Consider the following 25,990-nt stretch of genomic DNA (forward strand, 5'->3'; position numbering starts at 1 on the left):
GTGTTTTTAATAGTTTTTTTAAGCTCCCTTGCGGATAATGATCCCTCGTCCTTCAAGTTGCTTTATTGCTGCAGTTTTCTGCTCTTCAGTTATATTTGCTGGCCATACAACTGCATGATCTGCTAGCATTGCACCGCGAGCAATAATTACTCCTTTAGCATTTTCCTTTGCGTTTACATCACTTGCAATAACACCTATTGCGGTTTGTGTGCCATCGGTTGCTGTTGGATTCAAGACCCTAATAAAACCATCTTCAGTCTTTTTAGCAACTACTGCACCAAGCTTGAGATTCTGTCCTTTGGCAACAATTATTTGATCTCGTGAATATAAATTTGATGCTTCATATTTTAGAAGATCTCCTAAATTATTTGTTTCAGTTATACAATTCATAAAATTTTCTCCTTTACTTTCTACTTTTATTATACTGCGAATATTTTAAATACCTGATTGCGCACGACTTCTTGCTACTTGCATCATCAAATCTTCTCCTAAATTCTGTGGTATTGCACTCAGTATCTCTGTCTTCTTCGTTCTCTCTGCAAGTAATTCCATTAAAACTTCCCTTGCTTGCTCAATACTTACACCCTGCTCAATAAATTCTCCTATTTTCTCTGGCATTCGTGATAAGTTACATAAACGTATTAATTCAACAATTTCAGTACGATACTTAGTTAAATTATCAGTTTCTAGGTCATCAATTTCTAGGTCAGTTGTAATTTGTTTATTCATAGTATTTTCTCCTTTGTTAATAAATTCAAAAAATGTTGTAACTCCATCTGCAAGACCTATTTCCACTGCTTTCTCACCAAAATATAGACCTGCTTCTGTTGATCGAATCTTTTCAATTGAAAGACCTCTATTTCTTGCTATTAGCTGCACAAACATTTCATATAGTCGGTCTACTTCTTTTTGTAAGCTTTCCAGACTTTCAGACGTTATTGGCTCATGTGGGTTTAAATCATTCTTTCGACTACCAGCAAAGATTGTGGTGTACTTAATACCTTGCTTTTCATCAAACCTACTTTGATCTATATGACTTGCTATTACTCCTATACTGCCAACACCAGAAGTTCTGCTCACAAATACCTTTTCAGCGCTTGAAGCTATAGCATATGCAGCAGAGTACGCATCATCATTTGCTATTGCCACAATTCTCTTTTTTGCTCTTGATTCGTAAATAAAATCAGCCAAGTCGAATAAACCGTTTACTTCTCCGCCTGAACTATCTATATCAAGCAGAATAGTTTCTATATCTTTGTTTGATAATGCTTCTTCTACTTCTTCTTGAATTTTCTCATACGATGTCATGCCTAGAAAATCATCAAAAGCTCCTGGTTTTTTGGTTAAAATTCCATGTATTGGTATTATTGCTGTCTTTTCTATATTGTTCTTTACATAGTGTTTTACGTTTTTAAAGATAGGTTGTTTTCCGTTATATAGCGACAACAGGTCAAAGCTTTTTTGCTCTATCATCATCGGCCTACATAGCCAGTTGGTTTGTAAAATTTCCATAAAGTAAACGAGATTTATTTTGTTTGTGTCCTGACATCAGAATCAAAGAAAAGGTTGAAAGAATCAGAACGCTTTTGATCTTCTGCTATTTCTTGGTCAATTTCTTCTACATCGTAACCCATTTCTGATACTACTTCCGATCGACTCTTAAATCCATTCCTTACTGCCATTTGCTGTGCTTGCTGGTCTTTCAGTGGATCCACCCAATCAAATCCCTGTGGTATCCATTTTACTTCTTCTTTCGCTGCTTTTGCCACTTTTTCATCTATACAGAGTTCTCCACACAGTACTGCTAACTCTAGCCATCTATTCCATACTGGTCTGCAAAATTGAAATACCATAATGTTGTGTTGCAGCATAGCGCATCTACGACGAAACTCTATCAGTCCTGCTCTGATTGATGAATAATTAACACCCGTTAAATCTCCTGTTAGTTGCTCATATGTTATCCCTGTGCCTATTGCTATTGCCCTCAGTTGCTGTCTCATGAATGCTTCATAACTTCCTCCAACATCAGACGGCTCTGAAAATTTTATGTCTTCTCCTGGGTCTAAAAGCTGCATAGTTCCTGGCTCTAAACCTGATAGTGCTACTCCTTGCTCATTACTTTCACCTTCTCCTAAAATATTTGCTTCTGGATCAAGTCTCGTAATAAACCCTGCAAACATTGCTGCAGTCTTTTTTCGTACTAATTCTGCATCATCGTACTGGTCAAGTTCGTAAAGCTTCAAAAGCACGTTAGAAAGCCAAGGCTCCCCTCTAATTTGTCCAGGTCTTAATGGTCTATAAATATGTAAAACATCATTTGCCGGTACTCTAACTGACTCTCCAAATGAGCCTTCTCCTGGGTGCTCTCTAAATAAATAATATGCTTCTCTTTGCCCAAGCCTATTAAACTCAATCCCGCTTCTTATTACATTACCATTTCCTAAAGTTTGATTTGTTTTATTATCTAAATGTTCAGACTCAAGCACTTGCAGTTGTAATGGCACAGAAAATCTATCTTCCAGCCTTCTCGTTCTTAAACGTACAAAACATTCTCCTCCCTCTATCATACTTCTGCATACTAGAGCTTGTAATCCATAAAAATCACTTATTCCACAGCTATCTGCTTCGTCTGTCCAACGTAGCCATAATTCTTGTACTTTCTTTCGAAATTCTGCATTCCTTGCTTTTGATTGTGGTTTTATTCCTGTTCCAATAGAGTTACTTACTATTGTATCAATAATATTTGCTGCATATGGATTTTTTCTTACCATATCACGAGAGCGGCTACGCAAGTGCTCAAGGCTTTGAGAAAGCAAATTATTTATGCTTCCTGCTTCTCCTTGCCAATACATTACCCTTCTTCCTGAGCCTGCTGCATCCCATGCAGAACTTTTGATTTTTGGCTTGCCAAATAATTGTTTGAAGGTTTTTAACATCCTGATAACCAAAATTCTCTTAATTCTTTCAAAGTTCCGTTAAATTTGTTTCTGTCACATTTTCCGATTCCTTCTACTTCATGCGGCTTTGCTCCTGTTTGACCGTCGGTATATTGCCATAGAGTCCAGTTCCTCCATCCTATTGGTAATGTCAGTTTTGTTCCCCATTTTGCTAACCATAGTGGACATTCTGTTAAAGTTGGGGTGGCAAAATCCTTGAGAAAACTAGGGCTTCCATAAATTAACGGCAAACGTCCGGTTACTAAATAGACCCTATTTACAAAGTCCTCTGCTTGTTTTGGCATTATGCTTTTTCCATCTTTGTTTTCCTCAATGTCAAGGGCTAACAATATATTTGAACTATCACCAATTGTTTCGAGAAAATGCTCAGCTTGGTCTTTGCCGCTTTTTTCCCCGACACCAAAATGGTATGCACCCCAAAGCAATTCCTCTTTTTCAGCGGCTTTTTTCCTTTTTGTATATTCAGGATCTACGTACTTTACCCCCTGGGTGGCTTTGTGAATTATGCCTACTATGCCATCTTCTTTTGTTAATCTAAAATCTATCTCCTGATTCCAGTGCGACAAATCTATTACTGCATTTATAAGCATACCTGGTGTAGCGGTAGCTATCATATACCTCAAATGCTCTAGAAAATCTGGGTATCCATTTTCTATCATGCAACTTCTCATACCACTCCTTTATTCGTTGAAATAACAATCTTTCTTTTTGGTTTTTGACCTTCAACCTTGAGCTCAGCCTTGATTCTTTGTCTTAAGTTTAAAAGATCGTTTATTTGCACTTCAGCATATCTCACAACATGGTCACCATATGCAATTGATACTACTCGCTCTCCGCTTTGCAGCTTCTTTATTGCTTGTTCAACTTGAAACAAATACTCTTCGTTATACATTTTTCAACCACTTACTCTGTCTTACTTTTTTAGGTTTTTTACTTTCCATTTTCCCACTCAAACTATTCCATTTACTCTCTGGCCATCGATCGATTCCAAGCGCAATAGATGCAGCTCTCGCATAAATTCGGCAATCTAGTACTTCATTTCTTTCTCTTACCTTTTGCCACTCTTGTTTGGTATATCCTTTTACCACTTTGCTGACTAATTGCTCTGCTGTTAGCTGCTTAAAATATTCAGGTGCATACTCAGGAAAATGACAGTATCCTGCTGGAGCTTCTTCACCTTCTTTTAAAACATTAAGTAATTGAAAAAGCTCTGACTTTAATATCGATACTCCTGCTGGCCAGAGCTTTATTCCTCTTTTCAGCTTTTGCCCTCCAACTGTTATATCTACTCTACTTGGGCTGCTAAGTGGTACTAGTGCTTTATTTACACCTTTGACTGCCATTACTCTTCCAGAGCCTTGATGGCCTCTTACCCAATTGTATACTTCTTGTGTTGCATATCCAGCATCTACTGCCATCATACTTATCATATACTCAAGCCCATTTTCACCGATAAAATGATGACTCAGAAGCTCCGAAAGCTTTCCCCATACTTCTACTCTTCCAGTATCACCTTCAAATACTCGGTAGTCTATTGACCAACTTTCGCGGCTTTTTCCCCATGCTACAACTTCTACTTCTAACCGATCTTTTTGTACATCTACTCCTGCTGTGAGAACTACTTCACCCTTTTGTACTGTGCCAATTTGATAAGATTCTCTCCTGTTAAATAATTGCTTCCAATCTGGTACTTCTCCTTTATCTACCCAAGTTTCTCCAAGCGTTGTATTTATCCAAACCTTTAACAATTGCTCACTTTCTTTACTATGCAGAAAATCCTCTACTGCTTGATTCCAACTATACCAGCCAACAGGACTATAAAGACTTGATAGATGAAAACCTGCTATTTTGTTACTTGAGGTTTGATTTGTAGCTCTCCATTCTCCACGTTCAAGCATTTCTGTCTTTTGATGATTTTCTATTTTGCCACTACATTCAGTGCAGACATAATGTGCTGTTTTTGCATCATTGTTCTCCCACTTTATTTGTGACCATTTTAGAACTTGATAGTAATTACAATGCGGACAGGGAACAAAAAAATATCTCTTATCTGTTGCTTCAAATTCTTTCTCAATTCTGCTTATTCCATGAATCGTTGGCGTTGATACTAAAAAAATCTTTCGTCGTGCAAATGTATTAGTTCGGGCTATGCTGAGTAAAACTGGATCTCCTTCTCCTCCTGAATCTCCTGGGTAGGCATCTATTTCATCAAGAAAGAGATATTTTACTGGCATAGATCTCAGTGCTACACTGCTATTTGCTCCGGTTATTACTACTATTCCACCTGGAAATTCCTTACTTTGTACAGTATTCCCTGAATCTCTTGATCTTGGGTCTTTTACTTTACTTTTTAAACATGGTGTACTTTCAATCAGTGGCGCAAATCTTCCTTTTGACCAACGCTTTCCCATTTCAACTGTTGGCTGTACTACTAGCATTGGACCTGGTGTTTGATCGATGATATAGCCTATCCAATTGTTACCAGCTTCTGTTCCTCCAATTTGTGCTCCTTTCATGAATACCACTTTTTCTACTGGCGAGGACGGAGATAGTGAATCCATGATTTCTTTAAGGTATGGTGTTCTCTCTGTTCTCCATTTTCCTGGCTCTGATGCTGCAGTTGCTGCTAAAACTCGATACTCATTTGCCCACTCTGACACCTTAAGCTCTGGATCTGGTTTCAAACCTTCAGAAAAAGATGTGGCGTATATCATTGTATGCATCTACTCATAACTGGTTCTATCTCGACATCATTAACAATAGAACTACACTCCTCAACAATAGAACTACACTTCTCCATCTCCATAAACATCTTTTTCTGAAATTTGTTTTCTATATATCTTCTGCTCATCTCACTTATCATTAGTGCTATAATAATCGCAAATATCCCTGTTGTTGTTGCAAAAATGATTGCACTGCTTATTGTTGTTGCTGTTAACCCTATATATACCGCTATTGCTACTGCACTTACTGAGGTAAAAACACAGATCGCACTATTGTATTTTCTTACTTTTGCATCTCTATGCTCCATACACCTATAATAAATTGGTACAGATCTGCCTATCTCATCTGGTAATTTGATGCTCTTTTCTTTAAATAAAGTTTTTAGTAACTCTAAATTGTTTGATTTGATTGCTAAATGTAAAACAGGTGTATAATTTGCTCCTTTTTTCAGCAATAACTTTACTACATGTAAATGCCCTTTTTCCGCAGCAAGATAGATCGGTGATAGACTCTTATTATTTGAAATATCAATATCAATTTCTTCTTTTAAGATAGACTCTACAAGCTCAATTTCTCCTCTTTGTGCAGCTAAATGGAGTAGACTATTCTTTTCAGAACCGTATTTATTACTTATCAAAGCCTTCTTTATCTCAGGTTTAGCGTAATCAAATGGTGTCTTGCCACTATCGTCTTTTACCAGAGGATCTATATCTTCTCGCGTTAGTAAAACCTCTATTGTTTTAAGTCTTTCAGCGTAATGTAGTGGCGTTTTATTTTCGTAGTCTTGCAAATTTACTTGAGCATTAGGCTCCTTTATTAAGCATTTGAGAATATCGAGACACAAATCTCTTTCATCGTAATTAGTATTACTTACAGCTATATGAATAGGTGATAATTTCATTGAATTTTGTCCTACACGTGCGCTATTTACATCTGCTCCTAGCTCCAGTAATAACTTTACTATCTCTAATTTTTTGTTGTTAACTGCATAGTGCATCGGTGTCTGATTTCGTGCATCAAAAACCTCGATTTCAGCATTTCCTTCTCTGACTAAAATCTTTACAACTTCTACATGTCCAATACCAGCTGCCAAATGTAATGGTGTATGAAATATTGCATTACGCGAATTAACATCGATGCCTCTATTTATTAGGTACCTTACAGCATTTACCTCACCCACCATTGCAGCTAAATGAAGTAAGCTATCTTGTTCTGACCCGTATTTATTATTAATTAGCGCTTTTAATATTTCTGCTTTTTTTCCTTCTTTAGCGTAATCAAGAGATGTTTTGCCGTCATTATCTTCTACAAAAGGATTAATGTTCTTCTTCGTAAGTAGCAGATCCACCATGCTTAATTCGTCAAATTCTATAGCGCAATGTAGTGGTGTCTTGCCATTTAATCCTCTAACATTAACATCTAATCCAGGTTGATTAATGAGGCACTTTATTAATTCTAAACTTAAGTGAGCAGACATTTTATATTTAAAATTTAGTGTTAGATAATTCTTCAAGCGAGTTTGTAATTTCTTCAGTTAGCGCCATATGAATCTTTTCAGTGTCACTCAGTGATGCAAGCAGCGCTGAAACTCTATTTGGAATATTAAGCAGATTATTACGTACAACTCTTGCTACATTAAATGCTTCGTTTTTCACTTCCTCTACTGCTACAAGCTCTCCTATTTCAGCCTTAGCTTTCGCCTCAAGCAGTTTACCTCGTTCCATTTCATTTTTTATTCGCGTTTTTAGCAACATTGTGGAAAGTTTTTCTCCGTTTTCTGAATAGTTTTTTCTTCTCAATGGTTGACTTGGATCTCTTATTGCTGCCACCGCTTCATTTGCCTGTTCTCTATTGATCAAACCATTCTCCAACTCAACTATTCCTTTTTTTACTAAATAACAGACATATTGCTTTGAAAATCCTTGTTCTCTTGCCCATTCTGTTTGTGTTATTAATTTCACTTTTTTTGCTCCTTTTTTTCTTCTTGAATCTCTTGAAAAGTTTTACCAGCACCAGAAAGAATTGCCTCCCTGCCTGTATACACTTGCCAACGTTTTATCGTTACATCTACAAACTTTGAATCTAGCTCTATTGTTCTACAAATTCTTCCTGTTCTCTCACATGCAATCAGTGTGCTGCCAGAACCGCTAAATGGATCAAGTACTATGTCTCCAGATCTGCTGCTGTTTACTATCGCTCTCTCCATTAGCTCTACTGGCTTCATCGTTGGATGTAGTGTATTATGTGTTGGCTTATCATAAAACCAGAGGTCACTTTGATTTCTACCTCCATACCACTCACGTTTATTGCCACTTTTCCATCCATAAAGCATTGCTTCGTATTGTCTTTGATAATCTGATCTTCCTAGCGTAAAGTGATTCTTTGCCCAAATGATAAATGTTGACCAACGACCACCTGCTTCCTCAAATGCTTTTTGCAACGTCGAAAACTCTGATGATGATGTGCAGATGTAAATTGCACCTTTCGTATATGCTAAAATATTGGAACAGATGTAGTAGAGAAAAAGTTCGTACTTTTCACCTTGATTATCGTTTAATATCTTTTTGTCTTCTCTCTCTTGACTGTTACCATATGCTACGTTATACGGAGGATCACACACAGTAATATCTGCCATTTTATCATCTAACAGCGCTTTATATGATTCAACTACAGAGCTATCACCACAATAGATTCTATGATTTCCTAAAATCCAAAGATCACCTGGTTTTGTTACTTTTTTATCATCAATAGCTAAGTCAGAAAGATCTTCTTTTTCACCGTCAAAATCATCGAGAAACCGTTGAACTTTTTCTAATTCAAATCCTGTCATTTTTAAGTCAAACTGCAAATCTTCTAGCTCTTGAATTTCCACTCTCAAAAGATCATCATCCCACTTTGCCCAGTTAGCTGATTGATTAGCAAGTAGTCGAAAAGCTTTAGTTTGTGGTTCGTTTAAATTATCACTTAAGACCACTGGAATACTCTCCATACCAAGTTTTCTTGCTGCTTTAAGTCTTAAATGACCATCAACCACAGTACCATCACTTTTTGCAACTATTGGAATACGAAAGCCGAATTCCCTAATAGAAGCACACATTCTGTTGACTACATCGTCATTTTTACGAGGATTACGCTCATATTCGACCAGATTTTGAGTAGGATAGTAGTGGATTGCTAAATTCATATCTTAATAATTAAAAAGTTAATATTCAAAATATATCTGACGCTAGAGAAGGCCTGAGGTCTGACCCACCAAACCCGCCAATATGGCCGAAAGGACCCATTTTTATGGCATTCTTGATATATTAAAATCTTTACTAAGATTCATAACGTAAAACATTAATGCCAAAGCATCGGCCTCATTATCATCTCTAGGTGCAAAACCTTTTTCACGTATCGCTTCAATAACTTCACTCTTACTTGCATTACCTTTGCCTGCTATAAAGCGTTTGATAGTTTTAACATTAACACCTTGGTAGGGAATATTGTTCTCTTCACACCAAGCAGATAGAACGGCAAGAAAACCACCGTAGCAATGCGCTGCATCAGTTCCTAAATGTCTTCTTACTTCCTCAAAATACACTGCAGAAATGTCTTTCAAAGAATTAAGCCAATTACGAAAATTCAAGAAACACATTCCACCACCACTGAAACGACTACCATGAAAACTTTCGCTTCCACTTTCAATTACTCCATCTGTAAGAATTGCCCAGCCCGTTTGCTTGCCTAGATCTAGTGTTAGGATTGACATTTATTTGAAACTTTTGTGTTTGAAGCGCGTAGAGGTAAACTCACCTCATTGAAACAATGCCCCTTTATTATATATATACCGGATTTCTTACTACTTTTTCCGGGATTTTTTAAAAAAAAGTTAAAATAATTTTTAATCACAAAAAATGAAGAGACTATAGAAAAAAAGGTTTTCATATTGCCTTTTCTGTTGTTTTCTTGGCATTTTGTAGTGATTTATGTTAGATTACTTGAGTTTATTTAGGCTAAAATATATATAATGTCTATTTACGGGAGAACATGGTGGGGTAAGAAATGGCTTCAATCTTTCAGTGAAGTTGATTACGATAACCGCCTTTCACGTGGTAGAACTTATGCTAATACTGGTCGAGCTTTTGGTATTCAAATCAACGGCAATACAATTACAGCCAAAGTTAGTGGTTCAAGACCTCATCCATATAAAGTTAAAATAACACTCAATGAATTAAATTCATCAGCTATCCGTTGTATTATTGAAAATTCGCCCTCTATATTGCCTAAATTAATAAATAGACAATTACCAACACTTTTGTTTGATAAGCTTAACGACTCAGGTATTAAATTATTTCCTTCGAATTGGGAAGAAATGAACGCAAGTTGCAATTGTCCTGATTGGGCTATGCCTTGTAAACATATTGCTGCTGTAATTTATCTTATTGCTGCAGAAATTGATAAAAACCCTTTCGTAATTTTCAATATTCATAATTGTGACTTGTTGTCGCTGATTGATGATTTTGGAAATGGAAAATTAGAAAACATTCAAAGTATTCTAAAAATTAATGATCTATTTAAATCGTCTTCTAAAGTTAAAGTATATGACCAAGTAAACTTAAATGATATTGATCTATCGACTATTCCTAACCTTGCCAGCTGTATCGAAAATATCTTGACGAATAATCCACTCTTTTTTGAAAAAAATTTTCACAGTATTCTGCAAACAGCTTACAAGCATTGGCAAAAATATCCTACGGGGAAATCAGATTATTTTTTCTACTCTTCCAAGAAAAAGCTATCGGAAGAAGAATTGTTTACTAGCAAATGGGGAAGTATTGAACACTGGCAAACATTTCAATTATTTATCAATGACCAATACCAAGTTATTCAAGTAAGCAATGGTATAGCTAATTCATTTATGCTCAGCGAAAGTGTTTCAAGGAATATAGCACAATTTTTAAACGATATTCCTATTTCATTACTGCATAAGCTTAATCCTGAGCTTCGCTTCATGCATATGATTTCACAGTTTGCACGTATGCTCATGGAAAAATCAGCACTAGTACCACAAATACTACAAAATAAAAGAGAAGAATTTATAATTAGGTGGATCCCTGCGTTGTTTAATGAATCAGTCAAAGAAATTCATAGAAAAATATCATCTATGTGTCCACCTCTACTAATTCAATATCAGAAAACTTCTATAGAGCCTGAAGAACAGGTTAATATTGCAATTTCTTTAATCCTTTTGGGATACATGGCAAATAATTTTCCTGCAGCACTTGATAAGTATAGAGAAAAGAATACCTTTCCTTCATCGATGGATAAGTATAGAGACAAGCACATCTTTGCATTATTTTTTACTGGATCAGCATACAAGTTTAGTGAGTTTAGCAACAGAGAAATACCTCAAGCAATTAATCTCTGGTTATCACGGCTTTATTTAACAGATAAACCATACAAACTTTACTTAATGGTAAAAGATTATTATGAAAGATTTGAGCTTGATATACAGGTATCTTTAGATGATGGAAAATCGATAATAAAGCTGAAAAAAGCATTGTCTAACTGCAGCACAAAACTGAGCATTTTATCTGATATGGGAATGCTGTCCGAATACATACCTGAGCTAGAAAGATCGATTGACGACAGCAGTAGATTACTGTTTAGCTTAGATGATTTTGCACCATTGTTTTTAAATATCTTGCCGGTGTTAAAAGCAATTGGCGTTATAGTTATCTTACCGAAATCACTGGAAAAAATCCTAAAGCCAAAGTTGAGTCTTAATTTATCTGCTAAAGGCAAAATTGAAGAAGATCGGAAAAGTTTCTTAACGCTTGAAAAATTATTGAAGTTTGATTGGAAAATAGCGATAGGTGATAAAGAGATAAGCATTACAGAATTTAAAAAGCTACTGAAAGATTCTCGTGGACTTATAAAGATTATAGACCAATATGTGCTTTTGGATGATAAGGAGGTAGAAGCTCTACTGAAAAAATTTGATAAGTTACCTGAACGCTTGAGTCAAGTAGAGCTGATGCAAGCTGCTTTAGGAGGTGAACTAGATGGAGCAAAGGTAGGACTTGATCAGCAGATTAAAAGCCTATTTGAAAAGCTTAACACTTATGTACCTGTTGATGTACCAAGTAACCTAACAGCACAGTTACGTCCATATCAAAAACGTGGATTTAGTTGGCTTGTGCAGAACATAGAGACGGGGTTTGGTAGTATAATTGCTGATGACATGGGTCTTGGTAAAACACTACAAGTTATTGCAGCCATTTTATACTGTAAGAATGCAGGATTTTTAGATGAAGATAAAGTCTTGATAGTAGCACCAACAAGCATATTAAGCAATTGGCAACGAGAGATGGAACGTTTTGCACCAGAATTAAAGCTTTTTATCTATCATGGACAAAATCGAGAATTGGCAAATGATTATGATGTAGCTCTCACATCCTATGGTCTTGCACGTCGTGATAAAAAAGAGCTTAACAGAGTAGGATGGTTTTTGCTCGTGATTGATGAAGCCCAAAATATAAAGAATCCCCATAGTGAACAGAGTAAAGCTATAAAAGCTATTGCAGCAAAAAATAAAATAGCTATGAGTGGTACACCTGTTGAAAATAGGCTACTAGAATATTGGAGTATTTTTGATTTTACTAATAAATATTACCTTGGTACTCCTAAGGAATTTAAAACTCGTTTTGCAACGCCAATTGAAAAAGCGAGAGATAAAGTTTGTCTAGAGAGGTTCATGAAAGTTACTCATCCCTTTATGCTACGTAGGGTAAAAAGTGATAAAAGCATTATAGAGGATCTACCAGATAAAATTGAAAATAATCGTTATTGTTCTCTAACTCCAGAGCAAACAGCACTTTATCAAGAAGTAGTTAACACAACTATGAAAAAGATAGAAAAGAGTGAAGGAATTGAGCGTAAGGGTCTAATTCTTAAGCTTATCAATGCTTTAAAGCAAGTTTGTAACCATCCATCGCATTTTGGCAAGAAAAAGCGTGCAAGTATTGAACAGTCAGGAAAGATGCAGATGCTAGAAGAGATATTGATAGGAATTAGTGAGCTTGCAGAAAAATCATTGATATTTACTCAATACACTGAAATGGGTGAGATTATAGCTAGGCTACTTGAAGAAAAGTTTGAATCAAAAGTGCCATTTTTGCATGGAAGTTTATCCCGTAAAGCACGAGACAAAATGGTTAATGATTTTGAAAACTCATTTCGATCAAATATTCTCATAGTATCTTTAAAAGCTGGTGGAACAGGGCTTAATTTAACAGCAGCAAACCATGTAATACATTACGATTTATGGTGGAATCCAGCAGTGGAAGCACAAGCAACAGATAGAGCGTACCGTATTGGACAAGAACGTAATGTTATGGTGTACAGGCTACTTTCAACAGGTACTTTTGAAGAGCGTATTGATGAGATGATTCAAAGCAAGAAAGAGTTAGCAAACTTAACTATAAGTAGCGGTGAAAGTTGGATTACAGAATTTAGCAATAATCAACTGAAAGATTTGATCAATATAAGAAATGCTGTATAAAAAACAAGTTCAGCTATCCACTTCTTATCTTAAAAATGTAAAAAAACAACATTTGGCCTGCTAACACATATCTTATCGCATTCGGACTATTATAAGAAAGGCTATATAGAGTATGAATCTGATTTTGATGAATTAATTAAAGCAGGTGAGAAAATAACTACAACAAAGACCAGCTTGTAGTTGAGTTATCTGTGTTTGACATCTTGTCTACCACCTTTTGTTTTAATTTCAAGGGGGGTGACCCACCCTTTAGAAAGCCCTATCTGCCAATAAATAGTGAAAACATAAATCTTTGTCTCCATTGTACGCGATGAAATTGGAGACGTAAATAAATAAATTTAGATCTTTATCTCCATTTTAAGCAGTTTACGAGCTCCATAGCTTATGTTTATGGCAAAACTTTTTTTCTTTAACTTCACCTACAATTTATTTATAGAGATTATCTAAAATAACCAGCTTTTATTGCACCGATTTAAAAGATCGTCCACTTTTTTGAAAAGATATTTTACAACAAATAAAAAACGTGATAGACTACAGTAAGGCTTTTTTATAGCAAGTAAAAGTTTAAGGTAAGAAAAATTTAAAAATGACTCTTAACCGGGTTTTGAGCTACCTTACATGAGTAACTTAGGTTCTGATTGTACCAATTGTACCCTGAAGTCGTAGAATCTCTTTAAAACGCTATTATTAGCCATCTTGTCTTTTGTAAGCATTTATCTTTTTCAGGTTATCCAAAATGCAATAGTAGGTTTTTCATATTTTTGTCTCTGTGTTGTATTTTTATTTAGGGCGATCTGATTCATTAAGTCTTTTGGAAATGGAAAAATAACGTCTTATAGGTATTAAATGGATAAAAATGCAGAATTTCAATGGTTTAAGTGTATTATATTTCTATTTCCTTATTTTGAAATTTTGCTGGAAAACTCAGAACGGCTTTTTACTCCTTAAAACCTTACTTTGAAGAATAGGCCACAGTAGTAGATTAGGCATTTACCATAAAAATGTTACCTTTAGCTATTTTTAAAGGCTATTAAAGTTTAGTGATACCTTTAATTATCTTACAATAACTCGGTTTATGTCTACTAATATCATGAAATGCAGCTGGTCCACCTGTATGCATAAGTAGTTAGAGTAGGTTATAGGCAGCTTTAAAAAACCGGTTAGTTGCCACTTGAGTTTATTTTTTAAATGACTTTTATATTTCGGTTAAAAATTTAAATGGACGGTATATTAGCCTTTTTGAAAACCATTTCAGTTGAGCAGACGGCTACCGCGGAACTTCTCTTAAGGTTTATATTATAATAAACTTATTACAGTTCATGTTTTTTTGCTTAACTTGTTATTTAAAAATTAAAAAAGTAATAAATTAAACACTTAAGCGCGTTAATAATATTTAGGTAGGTATTATGAAAGGTACATATCCTATATGTTCTATTATTATATATTATTATTTATTATATATATAATATATAAGGTTTTACCTGAAACTGGGCTACACTCAAAAACCCTCTATAATCCTAGCTTTTAAAGCAATTAAGAAGTTTTTTTGAATTTCAAACTTAAATTACTCTTAACCCTTTAATATAGCCGGGTTTTTCCTTTTAGGAGATTTCATTTTCCAATCTAAAATGGCTTAAACTGCCAAAAATCTATGTAATCTCGAATCTAAAGTACTTAATTCACAAGTAATTATTATGAATACCTTTACCAACATAGCGTTTTGTGGCTACTTCTTATAGACTCTCCCCTGAGTATATTGTAAACACGTTAAGCTCTATTAAAGTTTAATAGAAAAATCGTAATGAAAAAAATTTTAGAGCAAATCATATTTCAGACTGCATTTCTAGTATATATCTGTTATGGAGGAGAAAAAAGGATGGCTTATTTGGTTATTCTCATAAGCAAAGTATAGTATATTTTGCAACATAATGCAGATGCAACTTATAGGCGGCCTTTTTGTTTAAAGTTAAAATGAAATTAAATTTTGTAATTTTTTTGAGGAGTGTAAGTTGAGAGCAGAGTTAAATTTTCAATACCACCATTTACCTCTACAGAAGAGAACTTTTTTAGTGTTGCCTATATATTTTTGTAGTTTTTCGGACGAATTTGAAATTGAACGTGTATATATACTACAGGGGAATATGAAAGATAAGAGAACGGAGTTGTGCAAAATTTTCTAAAAAGTGAACAGTTTTTGTAATTTTGTTGAACTTACTATAGTAAGACCTAGCAGACCTGGTCTTCTGAATTGTAAATATTTGGGGTAAATATGGACAGTGTCAACTTACGCTTGAAAAAAATTTCTCCACTCTTCCGGAAAAACCTATGAGAAATCCGGTATTACTATAGTAAAAGGTACAGAGACATCTCTCTACCCATTTATAACTGTATTTTAAATTACCAGCCTTTAAGAACATCATCATGAGCTATGTAGCAGAGACATTCTGTCAACAAACATAGCTTATTTTAACAGGAGAAAACAATATGCATGACAAGCAAGCTTTATTTGAAAGAGCAGCAGAAGTAAAAGCAGAACTACTCTCAAGAATAGAATCATCTTTATCCTACTTATTACCAAATGGTACTTTCCACGGTGGTAAGTTCTATGTTGGTAATATTAGAGGAGATAAAGGGAAAAGTTTAGTAGTAGAAACAAGAGGAGAAAGAGCCGGATTATGGCACGATTTTGCTACTGGTGAAGGCGGAGATATACTTAATCTCTGGTGGGATGTTACTAGTCAGACTAAGTTTCTTGATACCATAGAAGATATAGAAAAATGGCTTGGTCACTCAACAAACCATAAAGAAGAATTTTCAGAACATTTAATAGCATGTTGGGACTATCATGATGAAAATAATCAAGTAATAGCTAAAATTTACCGTTATGATAGCACTTCAGGGAAAAAACGATATAGCTGTTTTGATGTAAAAAACTCAAGTAGTACTGCTCCAGATCCAAGGCCTTTGTACAATGTTCCAGGTATAATTAAATCCGATAAAATTGTTTTCGTTGAAGGTGAAAAATGTGCTGAAAGTTTAATCAGTAAGGGCATAACAGCCACAACAATGATGTTTGGAGCAAATTCACCTGTAAATAAAACAGATTGGGCTCCACTCAAAGGTAAACACATAACCATATGGCCAGACAACGATAGTTCAGGTCAGAAATATGCTGAAAATGTTGCAAAGAAGCTTTTAGATATAGGCGTTGCATCGCTTTCTATTCTTAAAATTCCACAAGATAAACCAAAAGCTTGGGATGCTGCTGATTGTATTAAAGAAGGAGTAGACGTAAAAAGATTTTTAACCTCAACTGTTTCTCTCCCATATACAAAAAACGTTACTTCATTTCCTGTATTGCAGTACCTAAATGACAAATCACCAATGCCAGAAGACATAATTGCTCCTAGAGTTTTAACTCCTAGTGGTCTTTTAGTTTTTGCTGGCGCGCCTAAAGTGGGAAAAAGTGACTTTCTTATTTCTTGGCTTTTTCATATGGCATCTGGAACTCCATTTTTTGATATGGTGCCAAAAAGGCCCTTAAGAATCTTCTACCTTCAGACTGAAATCGGTTACCACTATATGCGTGAACGGTTGCAACAGATGAAACTTAGTGAAGAACTTATTAAACTTGCTGCAAACAATTTAGTTATTACACCACAGACTAAGCTGCTTTTAAATGAAAATGGCATTAAAGATATCGTAACTGAAGCAGAAAGAAACTTTGACCTAAACACCATTGATATCATAGCGGTAGATCCATTGCGTAACGTTTTTGATGCTGATGAATACGGTAACGAAAATGATAATAATGCCATGATTTTCTTTCTCCAGGAGAGAGTTGAAAAACTGCGTTCTCTAATCAATCCAGATGCTGGAGTTATTCTTGTGCACCATACAAAGAAAATGCAAAAGAAACTATTAGAAGAAGATCCATTTCAAAGTTTTAGTGGCGCTAGCAGCTTACGAGGATTCTATACCACTGGAATGATCATGTTTAGGCCTGATGAGAAGAACAGCTATCGTCAACTGATGTTTGAGTTACGTAATGGAAATTCTGTTATGCCAAAATTTGTTGATAAAATTAATGGTCATTGGTACGAAGTTGACGCTGAGTCACAAAGGTTAATAAATAAAGACTATGGTGAAAAACTAGATGCCGAACGTTCTCGCAGATATGACATCATCTTGGACTTAATATGTGCAGAAGGACGTAAGGGTCATGCTTATACAATTAATCAGTTTTGTCAGGCATTTGAAAATAAAGAAGGTCTCGGCAGTACACATTCTATTCGTGATCGTCTCGATGTTCTTGCTACCAAAGGCTACGTTAAATTCAACAAAGAAGGCAAAAACGCTGCAAGAAACAAATACGGAGTACTTTGCGTTGAAGGTATGGAATTTGGGCAAAAAATATTTGATCCAGAGAAGAACAAAAAGGTTACAGTCTATCACAGATTACTACCCACACACTACAAGTCACCACACTATGGCAGCGTAATTCCTGTAGAAAATCCAAATACTTGGGTTTATCACAATTAACACTTTAATCATTTCTTAATTAGAGGGAGAAAATATGCATTCTAAAAATTCCTATACTGGTATTAACCCAAAAGTTGTTAAACACATACGACACTATGCTAAACTTCTGAAGAGAGGAAAAGCTTTTGCTTATAAAGAGATTGAAGATATTGAGCAAGATCTTTTACTTGACTGTTTGCCTGGCCTTAATGAACTTGAAGGGCATTTTATAAAACAGTACGTTAAATGCCGTGCCCTCAATTTAAAAGAAAAAGAACTATGTAAAAAACGTACCATTAATTTTGTTGATGAAGCTTTATACGAAGAGAGCGATGAAAGTCTTGAATATACCTCCGCAGTACGCATTGACGTAAATGAAGCAATTGCAAAGTTACCTCGAGAGTTAAGAAAAATATGTAAACTATTGGCAGAAGATCACAGCATTTGTGAAATTTCCAGAAGGACTGGTATACCAAAATCAACTCTCTACGACACAATCAACAAGTTACGCAAAGAGTTTTCCCACCTTAAAACATACCTAAAACGAGATTTCTAACTATAAGGAGGGAAAATATGAAAATAATAAACAGCAAAGAAAGAGCGAAAATTGTCACAGGTGTGAAGATAGTAATCTTTGGACCTTATGGAATTGGCAAGACTAGCCTACTTAAAACCCTCGATGAATCAACAACACTTTGTCTCGATTTTGAAGCAGGACTTTTAGCTGTTCAAGATTGGCAAGGGGATTCTGTAAGTATTCGTACTTGGAATGAGGCAAGAGATATCGCATGTCTCATAGGTGGTCCTAATCCTGCGTTAAAATCTGACCAAGCATATAGTCAAAAGCACTATGAACATGTATCTGGCAAGTATAAAGATCTTCTTTCTGAGGTTTCTAAATACCGCTCTATTTTTATTGATAGCATAACTGTTGCATCACGTTTATGTCTTTCATGGGCAAGGATGCAACCTGAAGCTTTTTCAGATAGATCAGGAAGAGAAGATAAAAGAGCTGCCTATGGATTACTTGCTCAAGAGATGATGGCTTGGCTCAATCAATTTCAACATATCAGAGATAAAGACATCATCATAGTTGGCACATTAGGTCAATATCTTGATGACAGCAACCGTCCAACATGGCTGCCTCAATGTGAAGGAGCAAAAACTGCTAGTGAGATTCCAGGGATAGTTGATGAAGTAATTAGCATGGTTGGAATCAAGAAAGATGATGGCACAGAGGTTCGCTCATTTGTCTGTCAGACTATTAATACTTGGGGATACCCTGCTAAAGATCGCAGTGGCTGCCTTGATATGGTTGAAGAACCGCATCTTGGTAAATTACTTGCGAAAATTAAAGCCAAAACTTTTGCGCCTATTGCTTAATTAAAAATTGGAGAATAGTTATTATGGAACAAAGCTTTTTCAATATCGGTCAAAAAATTCCCTTTTTCAGCGTAAAAGAGTATTTAAACGACAAAGCACCGATACCAGAAGATATAATCTCACCAAGGATTTTAACAAAAAGAGGTCTATTGGTACTAGGTGGCCCACCTAAAATTGGCAAAAGCGATTTTCTAATTTCATGGCTTGTCCACATGGCTGCTGGAGTTTCATTTTTGGGTATGACTCCAAGCAAACCTATGAAAATTTTCTATCTGCAAACTGAAATTGAATATGAATATATGAAAGAACGTTTGCAACAACTTCAACTGGATAACGAACTTTTGAATATAGCTGCCAATAACTTAATCATTACACCAAGAGTACAATTATCTTTCACCAGTGAAGAAATAGATGAAATTAAAAATGTTATTAAAGAGCGTTTTAAACCTGACATTATTGCAATCGATCCTCTTCGCAACATCTTCAACTCAAGTGAATATGGCAATGAAAATGACAATAGCGCTATGCTATTCTTTTTGCAAAAAACGCTTGAAAGACTGAGAAATGTTATCAATCCAGATTCGGGCATAATACTCACTCACCACACAAAAAAACTGTCCAAAAAGATGCTGGAAGAAGATCCATTTCAAGGCCTAAGCGGTGCTGGATCTTTACGTGGATTTTATAGCACTGGCATGGTGATGTTTGCTCATGATGAGGAAAGCACTGTCCGTCAAATAGTATTTGAGCTTCGTAATGGTGAACGTGTAGCAAGTAAGCTTGTTGATAAGATAGATAGTCGTTGGAAGCTTGCAGACCAATGGAGTTGATTCCTTTTTTTCACTTAATTTATAGGAGACAATATGTTATCAGATTTTTTAACTGATTTTAATACTGCAAAATTACAAAGTAATTTAATACCAAAAGGTACAATAGTCAAGGTAAAAATGGCAATTAAACCAGGAGGTTATGAAAATTGGTTCACTAAAAGCTACACTACTGGTAGCATCTATTTAAACGCTGAATTTACGGTCACTGAAGGTCCATATACAAAACGTAAGATTTATCAAGTAATTGGTATTAAAAGTGGCAAAGCAAGCGTTGAAGGAGAAGATACTTGGGGAGAAATGGGTCGTTCTATGCTTAGAAGTATTTTAGAGTCAGCACGGAACATTCATTCAAATGACACTTCAGAAAAAGCAGTTATTGCTAGAAAAGTCAACTCTATAGCTGATTTTAATGGGTTAGAGTTTACTGCAAAAGTTGGTATTGAGGCTGATCGATATGGAGAGAAAAACAAGATTGCTACGGTTATTACTCAAGAGCAACATCAAAATACTGAGCGTGATTGGATACCTTTCTAAAGCTGCTGTGTTTATTTGAAACAATTTTTATAGATGAATAAATCCCAAAAAACACTATTGATTTAAAGAATGTCTGTCTTATTTATCGCCTGGTATTAGTGATATGAATGCTGAACAACAGGTTTCTAAAGATAAAAACGGTGATATAGCTGAATTTTTGAGTTCAATTATGAGTGACATAAACTTTGTTAAATTACTAAACATAAAGGAACCATACGCTGGAAGAGAGAATATGATACTGTTTTACAGTTAATTAATGAGGAAGGGACGCTTTTTTACTAAAACCCAATTTTGCTATTTTTTTGAATGGTCTTAAGAGTCATCATTCTATTCTTAGATATATTAATGCCTTAGTTACTGAAGGTTATATAAAATTTCGTGAAAAACAAGAAATAACAGACGCGTTAAAGTTATGTTACCATTAGACTGTTTTTAGCAATAGGGCTAGTTAGCACTTAAGTTAATGGTAGATGGATTAAGCCGATAGCCTGACCAGTTACACGCTTGTATCACATCATCGCGTTTTATATTTAGTCCCAAGGTGCTAGCTAGCTTTTCTGCTATTGTTTTTTGCATTCTGTTAAGAGGTCTGCGTACTTGCTGTTCTGGGTCTTCAATACCTAAACTATCTGCTATTTGAATGATACTAAGAAATTTATATTCTTTAACTGCTTCCAAGTCACGCAAAAATTGTTTAAGTAATACTCTAAAGATGCGGATGCTCGAAATTGCTTGTTTGCCTATAATTTCAATGTCATTAACATAAATAGTATTATCTTCAACTTTTAATCGCAGTATCTTTTTTTCTGGAAGAGTTGTTTCTTGCAGTGGAACATAAGGGAATGCTTGAAAAGAAACATTAGGTAATAGCTCTGGTACTCCTTTTTCAACTGCTTCGCTTAGTATTTGATTTAGAGTTTGATGTTTACAAATTAAATCAGCCATGGAAACAGTGTATAGGCTTAACAATATTTTTAAGTCTTCCTTTCCAAAAGTTATAAGAACGGCAACATTAGTTCTTAACCTATCTACAGTTAAATATGACTTATCAGTACATAAAGTTGGTATGATAATGCTTACTATTTTACTTTTAAAGCTTATATGATATATCCCATTTGCTGCCTTTTCCCATATGAGCCCTGTCAATAATTTTTCAAACCAATTTATAATTTTTTCCGTATTAAGTTTAATTGAAAGCACAAGATAACGCTGTTTTTTATAAGTATTAGGAAAAATATCACGACCACAATCCTCGCAAGCTAGATCATCACACTCTTCATCAAAATCATGAGAAATGATAACCTCGTTTTTGCAATAAGGATTTTGTATATTTGGAAAATCAAGACCTAAATCATTAGCGCAAATAACGAAGTAATGCTTCTCAAGTTTAACAAAATCAATCTGGTTGAGATACTCTGCAGCATCTATATAGTTCTCATCAGGATCTACCCAGGACCTATTTACTAACATAGTATCAATATCTTGAGAGTGTTTTCGACAAAACGGTAATTCCATAGCTATCTCTAATTAAAGACTTAAAATCATCTCGTTCTTTTCTATTGAGAACATATTCTGAGTAATCAATTTCTATATAATTTGCGTATTGCGTGTCTGTCTGAAAGGATAAAGTAACTTTTTTACTTTTGAACAATACTTTGATATGCTGAACAAGCGAAACATCATGCAGTACACTACCAACCGAAGGCTCTATCTTCTGCAACCACTCTTCAATATTATCCGTGTTTAACGTAAGATTAGTTTTAGATTTAGATGGACCAAATTTCAATTCAAATAGGCGAATATCAGGTACATGTTGTTTTACACAGTCATTCAAAAAAGTACTCACTTGTGCTGTTGTATTTTGGTGGCGCATGTTAGTAAATGAACATTCTCGTTGAAAATAACAGCTTGCTATTCTATTTGCTATTTTTAATCCTTGATCAAAACTTTGAATAGATAGATTTACTTGGTTAGCATTTAAAGCAAAGTCAATAATAATTCTACTAGGTTTATAACCGTGTATTACCTTATTTGAACTCATTACCAAATCTTCATCTTTACTAGCACGTCGTATAAATAAGTAAATACTATTTTGGTAGTAAAAGAGTTCTTGAAACTGACTTTCAAAACTATCATTTTCGAATAGATCATGCTGTTTTAATATTTCCTGTATCGTACTTTTTGATAAAAAATCCTTAAATGAAGTGGACTTTTGTCTTGGAGGATTTTTTAATACGAAAGGTAAAAAACCTTTTTTCTGCACTTGATTAAAGCAGAAAATTTGTTTCAGTAAGTTATGATTAATTATAAAGAGAGTAAACAACAAGGACTTTTTGTCATATTTGTTATTTTGCAACAGAAATGATTTCAGAAGATCTTGGCTTAATACAGACTGTGCTACTTCAGCTATAGTTGTTTCTGATTTTGCACGACTAAAACGATTGACTAAGTAATAATCAAACAGAGATTCAGAAATTTTAATAAGCATCTTACGCTTTTGCTGAGTTGAAATATCATCGGATTTTTCGTAGTCTTTAAATAATTGCCTATTTTGCTTATTCTGAAAATAGTGGTTAAAAATCACACTTAATTGTCTACCAGAAAGAGAATTAAGCCAACTTTCACGTAAACTTGGATTTTGAAAGTCCTTAAGCAAAAAGGATACTGGCATTTCTAAATTATTTTCCCAAAATTCCTCACTAGCTATCATATATCTAAAAGTAAATATATTATGTCTAAAATAGATTAAAGATTAGTCAACAAAAATTTATTATGAAATAAAAGAAGAATTTTCCTAAAAAAACTGAACAGTTTTTGTAATTTTGGTGAATATATATACAGGGGTCAAACTTTAAAATGTCAATTCTCACACAGTCAGGAAGAGCAGCAATAGCAGCCAGCATAAAAAAGCAATCTATCCATCTTGCTTGGGGAACAGGTGATTCAAGTTGGAAAAGTAGCCATAAAGTAGAAAAAACTTTCGTTAAGGGTGAAATAAAATTTGATCATCAACCTATTAAAGATGTGAAGGTTGTTACAGGGCAAACAACTTATCAGCCAAGTATTGACTATACAGTTAATGGCAGTACTGATGTAATAAAACGTACGGAAAATAGCTCTATTCCAGTAAGTGATAAAGTTACTGTAGAGTATAGTGAAAGCACACCACCAGAGCTGATAACTTCTGAAAAACTGCTCAATGAACTTGGCAGACGTACTGCAGACGAAGTGCTATTCTGCACAGGTGATGAAAACGGTGAACTTATAACTCCATCTGGAAGGTTTAGGCCCTCAAATGTACCAACTAATAATCTCTATCTCAAATTTACTTTCGATTTCACGGATGCAGCAAATCGAGTAATCAGAGAGCTAGGGGTTATGGTTGGTACTAAAGTAAAAAAAGAATTACCTGAAGGACAGAGATATTTTGAACCTCAAGATATAGAAGACCATGGGATTTTATTGATTTTGGAACATACCGTACCACTTATCAGAACTGCTGCAACTCGGGAAACTTTTTCATTTGTTGTAACTTTTTGAATTTTTCTAGCATAAAATGACTTTAAACGCCTATTACAATCGCTTTAATCCTGACAAAGAATACGAAAAAAGCTTGTTTCTTGCAGGAAGAGGTCTACAGTCAGCAGAATTAAACGAGACGCAAGAATATGCTCTCTCTAAGCTTAAAGGCATAGGTGATGCAATATTCCGTGATGGCGATGTTATAACAGGCAGCAATTGTATTATAGATAGAGAAACTGGTAAAGTTACACTTGAAGGAGGAAAAATCTATCTGCGCGGTGCAGTTAGAAAAGTTGAAAAAGAAGAATTTGTTATTCCACTGAGTACCACAGTTCGCATAGGTGTTTATTATGTAGAATCTACGATTACAGAACTTGAGGATGAAAACCTTCGTGATCCTGCTATTGGTACAAGAAACTATCAGGAAGTAGGGGCAGCAAGGCTTAAAGTTTCCACCATTTGGGGATACCAAGTAGAAAGTGTTACTGTTAACTCTACAAATGGCGAATTTTACCCAATTTACAATATTGAAAATGGAGTATTGATAGAACATTCACCACCACCACAAGCAAATATAGTAACTACTGCTCTTGCTCGTTATGACAAAGAGGCAAATGGTTCCTACGTTGTAAATGGCCTTGAAGTAATGTGTCTGCAGAGAGAAGAAGGAGACGAAAAGGGGAAAAAAATATTTGTGATTAATGAGGGCAAAGCTCATGTTGATGGCTATGAGATTGAACTTCCTCACAGTATTCGTGTTTCTTTTGATGAAGATCCAGATATAAAGTCAGTTGAATCAGAACCACATACTTTTCAGCCAAATAGCCAAAGAGTAATGGAACTTAAAGTTAATGATTTTCCAATAAGTGAAATTAAAAAAGTAGATATAACTGTTCAAAAAACCATTACCATTACTCATGGTTCATATTCAGGAGCTGTTGATCCAATACCTGACTCTGCAGTACTTGAAATTATTCAAATTAAACAAGGTAATGTTATTTATGAAAATAGTGTAGATTATAAACTAAACGCAGGAAATATTGATTGGTCATTACCCGGCAAAGAACCAGCTCCTGGAAGTAGTTATCAAATAACTTACCGCTGTCGCACTCATGTAAGTCCTGAAGATATAAGTGAAGAGAGATGTAAAGTAAGAGGAGCAGTTGATAATAGCTTGGTTCTGATTGATTACACCTGGAAAATGCCCCGCTATGATTTAATTACTATCGATAGCAAAGGAGTGGTAAGAAGAATAAAAGGAATTTCTCACCCTTGGCGACCATCAATGCCTAGAGCGCCTAGTGGACAACTTTTGCTCTGCTACATTCACCAAACATGGAAAAACGGAGAAAAAGAAGGGGTAAAAATAGTGAATAATGCTATTCATGCTGTACCGATGAATGAGCTTGAAGCAATGAAAAAAGGAATAAATGATCTTTATGCGCTGGTTGCACAGGAACGTCTACGCAGTGATGCAAATTCAAGAGAACCTACCACCAAAAAAGGAGTATTTGTTGATTCATTCTTTGATGATGATATGCGTGATCAAGGAATTTCGCAGTCTGCAGCGATAGTAAACAAGGAACTAATTTTACCAATAGATGTAACTATTGCTGATATTGATGGAGGAGAAAAAACTTATTTGTTGCCGTATGAACTTGAACCGGTACTGGAGCAGCTTTCACAGACCAAAGGAGAAAAGATCAATCCATATCAAGCTTTTGATCCAGTTCCGGCGCAAATTACTCTAAATAAAAATATTGATCACTGGACGGAGGTAAAAACAAATTGGAAAAGTCCAGTAACAAGAGTATTTAATGTTAAAGAAACGACAGAGCTGCTGTCAAGTACTTCATACGAAACTGAATTTATGAGAGAAGCAATACAGAATTTTGAAATTGAAGGTTTTGAGCCCAGTGAAAAGCTTAAGGAGATAAAGTTCGATGGTGTTGTCATTCAGCCTATGGCATAAG

At 35.0% G+C, this 25,990-nt stretch carries 21 protein-coding genes; 9 read left to right on the forward strand and 12 right to left on the reverse strand.

Annotated features, from left to right (window positions below; translation table 11 throughout):
• Positions 1-18: 18 nt before the first annotated feature.
• The 10 genes from OPR50_RS01500 to OPR50_RS01545 all read right to left on the reverse strand — a co-directional run bounded on the left by OPR50_RS01500 (position 19) and on the right by OPR50_RS01545 (position 9,432).
• Entirely contained in the window at positions 19-390 is a 372-nt protein-coding gene (locus OPR50_RS01500; protein WP_230609220.1) for a head decoration protein, read from the reverse strand.
• A 45-nt stretch (positions 391-435) separates the two neighbouring features.
• Positions 436-1,512, reverse strand: coding sequence for a S49 family peptidase (locus OPR50_RS01505; protein ID WP_264374880.1), 1,077 nt, complete (start codon positions 1,510-1,512; stop codon positions 436-438).
• Positions 1,513-1,526: 14 nt separating this feature from the next.
• Positions 1,527-2,936, reverse strand: coding sequence for a phage portal protein (locus tag OPR50_RS01510; protein WP_230609218.1), 1,410 nt, complete (start codon positions 2,934-2,936; stop codon positions 1,527-1,529).
• The gene (locus OPR50_RS01515) at positions 2,930-3,616 is read right to left on the reverse strand and encodes a glycoside hydrolase family 25 protein (protein ID WP_264707985.1); all 687 of its coding nucleotides are present in this window, start codon (positions 3,614-3,616) and stop codon (positions 2,930-2,932) included. Before OPR50_RS01515 ends, OPR50_RS01510 begins: the two co-directional genes overlap by 7 nt.
• Before the next feature lie 8 nt (positions 3,617-3,624).
• Positions 3,625-3,849, reverse strand: a complete 225-nt coding sequence (locus OPR50_RS01520; RefSeq protein ID WP_230609214.1) for a gpW family protein — start codon at positions 3,847-3,849, stop codon at positions 3,625-3,627.
• Positions 3,842-5,671 (reverse strand): phage terminase large subunit family protein, encoded by a 1,830-nt coding sequence (locus OPR50_RS01525; RefSeq protein ID WP_264707983.1) that lies wholly within the window; start codon positions 5,669-5,671, stop codon positions 3,842-3,844. Before OPR50_RS01525 ends, OPR50_RS01520 begins: the two co-directional genes overlap by 8 nt.
• Entirely contained in the window at positions 5,668-7,158 is a 1,491-nt protein-coding gene (locus OPR50_RS01530) for an ankyrin repeat domain-containing protein (protein WP_264685685.1), read from the reverse strand. The genes OPR50_RS01525 and OPR50_RS01530 overlap by 4 nt, the downstream gene beginning before the upstream one ends.
• A 7-nt stretch (positions 7,159-7,165) precedes the next feature.
• Positions 7,166-7,642 carry a hypothetical protein gene (locus OPR50_RS01535; protein WP_264374889.1) on the reverse strand — a complete coding sequence of 159 codons (477 nt, stop codon included), beginning with the start codon at positions 7,640-7,642 and terminating at the stop codon, positions 7,166-7,168.
• A complete protein-coding gene (locus OPR50_RS01540; protein ID WP_265024172.1) occupies positions 7,639-8,865 on the reverse strand; it encodes a DNA modification methylase in 1,227 nt (408 codons plus the stop codon). The genes OPR50_RS01535 and OPR50_RS01540 overlap by 4 nt, the downstream gene beginning before the upstream one ends.
• Positions 8,866-8,967: 102 nt before the next feature.
• Positions 8,968-9,432 (reverse strand): crossover junction endodeoxyribonuclease RuvC, encoded by a 465-nt coding sequence (locus tag OPR50_RS01545; RefSeq protein ID WP_264375270.1) that lies wholly within the window; start codon positions 9,430-9,432, stop codon positions 8,968-8,970.
• A gap of 258 nt (positions 9,433-9,690) precedes the next feature.
• On the opposite strand from OPR50_RS01545, the gene OPR50_RS01550 reads away from it, so the two are divergent.
• The 7 genes from OPR50_RS01550 (at position 9,691) to OPR50_RS01580 (ending at position 20,748) form a co-directional block, all read left to right on the forward strand.
• Positions 9,691-13,227, forward strand: coding sequence for a DEAD/DEAH box helicase (locus OPR50_RS01550; RefSeq protein WP_265024173.1), 3,537 nt, complete (start codon positions 9,691-9,693; stop codon positions 13,225-13,227).
• 2,484 nt (positions 13,228-15,711) lie between these two features.
• Positions 15,712-17,769, forward strand: a complete 2,058-nt coding sequence (locus OPR50_RS01555) for an AAA family ATPase (protein WP_264336553.1) — start codon at positions 15,712-15,714, stop codon at positions 17,767-17,769.
• A gap of 34 nt (positions 17,770-17,803) precedes the next feature.
• On the forward strand, positions 17,804-18,304 hold the full coding sequence (locus OPR50_RS01560; protein ID WP_007302862.1) for a sigma-70 RNA polymerase sigma factor region 4 domain-containing protein: 501 nt from the start codon (positions 17,804-17,806) through the stop codon (positions 18,302-18,304).
• Between the two features lie 17 nt (positions 18,305-18,321).
• The gene (locus OPR50_RS01565; protein WP_265024174.1) at positions 18,322-19,131 is read left to right on the forward strand and encodes an ATP-binding protein; all 810 of its coding nucleotides are present in this window, start codon (positions 18,322-18,324) and stop codon (positions 19,129-19,131) included.
• 23 nt (positions 19,132-19,154) lie between these two features.
• Positions 19,155-19,961 (forward strand): helicase RepA family protein, encoded by an 807-nt coding sequence (locus tag OPR50_RS01570; RefSeq protein WP_264704353.1) that lies wholly within the window; start codon positions 19,155-19,157, stop codon positions 19,959-19,961.
• A 33-nt stretch (positions 19,962-19,994) separates the two neighbouring features.
• Complete coding sequence (locus tag OPR50_RS01575) at positions 19,995-20,495, forward strand: hypothetical protein (protein WP_264375670.1); 501 nt, start codon at positions 19,995-19,997, stop codon at positions 20,493-20,495.
• Positions 20,496-20,598: 103 nt separating this feature from the next.
• On the forward strand, positions 20,599-20,748 hold the full coding sequence (locus OPR50_RS01580) for a hypothetical protein (RefSeq protein WP_264704352.1): 150 nt from the start codon (positions 20,599-20,601) through the stop codon (positions 20,746-20,748).
• A 191-nt stretch (positions 20,749-20,939) separates the two neighbouring features.
• Here OPR50_RS01580 and OPR50_RS01585 read toward each other — a convergent pair whose 3' ends face one another.
• Together OPR50_RS01585 and OPR50_RS01590 are read right to left on the reverse strand one after the other, a co-directional pair.
• The gene (locus OPR50_RS01585) at positions 20,940-22,010 is read right to left on the reverse strand and encodes a hypothetical protein (RefSeq protein WP_265024175.1); all 1,071 of its coding nucleotides are present in this window, start codon (positions 22,008-22,010) and stop codon (positions 20,940-20,942) included.
• Positions 21,970-23,205, reverse strand: a complete 1,236-nt coding sequence (locus OPR50_RS01590; protein ID WP_264375672.1) for a hypothetical protein — start codon at positions 23,203-23,205, stop codon at positions 21,970-21,972. The genes OPR50_RS01585 and OPR50_RS01590 overlap by 41 nt, the downstream gene beginning before the upstream one ends.
• 146 nt (positions 23,206-23,351) lie before the next feature.
• On the opposite strand from OPR50_RS01590, the gene OPR50_RS01595 reads away from it, so the two are divergent.
• Together OPR50_RS01595 and OPR50_RS01600 are read left to right on the forward strand one after the other, a co-directional pair.
• Positions 23,352-24,035: a hypothetical protein gene (locus OPR50_RS01595; RefSeq protein ID WP_265024176.1), complete on the forward strand. Its 684-nt coding sequence runs from the start codon at positions 23,352-23,354 to the stop codon at positions 24,033-24,035.
• A gap of 16 nt (positions 24,036-24,051) precedes the next feature.
• A complete protein-coding gene (locus OPR50_RS01600; protein ID WP_265024177.1) occupies positions 24,052-25,989 on the forward strand; it encodes a DUF4815 domain-containing protein in 1,938 nt (645 codons plus the stop codon).
• Position 25,990 lies beyond the last annotated feature (1 nt).

This window comes from Wolbachia endosymbiont (group A) of Epagoge grotiana (assembly GCF_947251775.1).
Classification (GTDB): Bacteria; Pseudomonadota; Alphaproteobacteria; order Rickettsiales; family Anaplasmataceae; genus Wolbachia; species Wolbachia pipientis.

Excerpts from the sequence above, each read along its gene's own strand:
- OPR50_RS01560 (WP_007302862.1), top strand. The coding sequence starts at position 17,804 with ATGCATTCTAAAAATTCCTATACTGGTATTAACCCAAAAGTTGTTAAA.
- OPR50_RS01565 (WP_265024174.1), top strand. The coding sequence starts at position 18,322 with ATGAAAATAATAAACAGCAAAGAAAGAGCGAAAATTGTCACAGGTGTG.
- OPR50_RS01530 (WP_264685685.1), bottom strand. The coding sequence starts at position 7,158 with ATGTCTGCTCACTTAAGTTTAGAATTAATAAAGTGCCTCATTAATCAA.
- OPR50_RS01505 (WP_264374880.1), bottom strand. The coding sequence starts at position 1,512 with ATGGAAATTTTACAAACCAACTGGCTATGTAGGCCGATGATGATAGAG.
- OPR50_RS01570 (WP_264704353.1), top strand. The coding sequence starts at position 19,155 with ATGGAACAAAGCTTTTTCAATATCGGTCAAAAAATTCCCTTTTTCAGC.
- OPR50_RS01545 (WP_264375270.1), bottom strand. The coding sequence starts at position 9,432 with ATGTCAATCCTAACACTAGATCTAGGCAAGCAAACGGGCTGGGCAATT.
- OPR50_RS01575 (WP_264375670.1), top strand. The coding sequence starts at position 19,995 with ATGTTATCAGATTTTTTAACTGATTTTAATACTGCAAAATTACAAAGT.
- OPR50_RS01600 (WP_265024177.1), top strand. The coding sequence starts at position 24,052 with ATGACTTTAAACGCCTATTACAATCGCTTTAATCCTGACAAAGAATAC.
- OPR50_RS01585 (WP_265024175.1), bottom strand. The coding sequence starts at position 22,010 with ATGGAATTACCGTTTTGTCGAAAACACTCTCAAGATATTGATACTATG.
- OPR50_RS01595 (WP_265024176.1), top strand. The coding sequence starts at position 23,352 with ATGTCAATTCTCACACAGTCAGGAAGAGCAGCAATAGCAGCCAGCATA.
- OPR50_RS01555 (WP_264336553.1), top strand. The coding sequence starts at position 15,712 with ATGCATGACAAGCAAGCTTTATTTGAAAGAGCAGCAGAAGTAAAAGCA.
- OPR50_RS01580 (WP_264704352.1), top strand. The coding sequence starts at position 20,599 with ATGAATGCTGAACAACAGGTTTCTAAAGATAAAAACGGTGATATAGCT.
- OPR50_RS01525 (WP_264707983.1), bottom strand. The coding sequence starts at position 5,671 with ATGATATACGCCACATCTTTTTCTGAAGGTTTGAAACCAGATCCAGAG.
- OPR50_RS01515 (WP_264707985.1), bottom strand. The coding sequence starts at position 3,616 with ATGATAGAAAATGGATACCCAGATTTTCTAGAGCATTTGAGGTATATG.
- OPR50_RS01540 (WP_265024172.1), bottom strand. The coding sequence starts at position 8,865 with ATGAATTTAGCAATCCACTACTATCCTACTCAAAATCTGGTCGAATAT.
- OPR50_RS01520 (WP_230609214.1), bottom strand. The coding sequence starts at position 3,849 with ATGTATAACGAAGAGTATTTGTTTCAAGTTGAACAAGCAATAAAGAAG.
- OPR50_RS01550 (WP_265024173.1), top strand. The coding sequence starts at position 9,691 with ATGTCTATTTACGGGAGAACATGGTGGGGTAAGAAATGGCTTCAATCT.
- OPR50_RS01500 (WP_230609220.1), bottom strand. The coding sequence starts at position 390 with ATGAATTGTATAACTGAAACAAATAATTTAGGAGATCTTCTAAAATAT.
- OPR50_RS01510 (WP_230609218.1), bottom strand. The coding sequence starts at position 2,936 with ATGTTAAAAACCTTCAAACAATTATTTGGCAAGCCAAAAATCAAAAGT.
- OPR50_RS01590 (WP_264375672.1), bottom strand. The coding sequence starts at position 23,205 with ATGATAGCTAGTGAGGAATTTTGGGAAAATAATTTAGAAATGCCAGTA.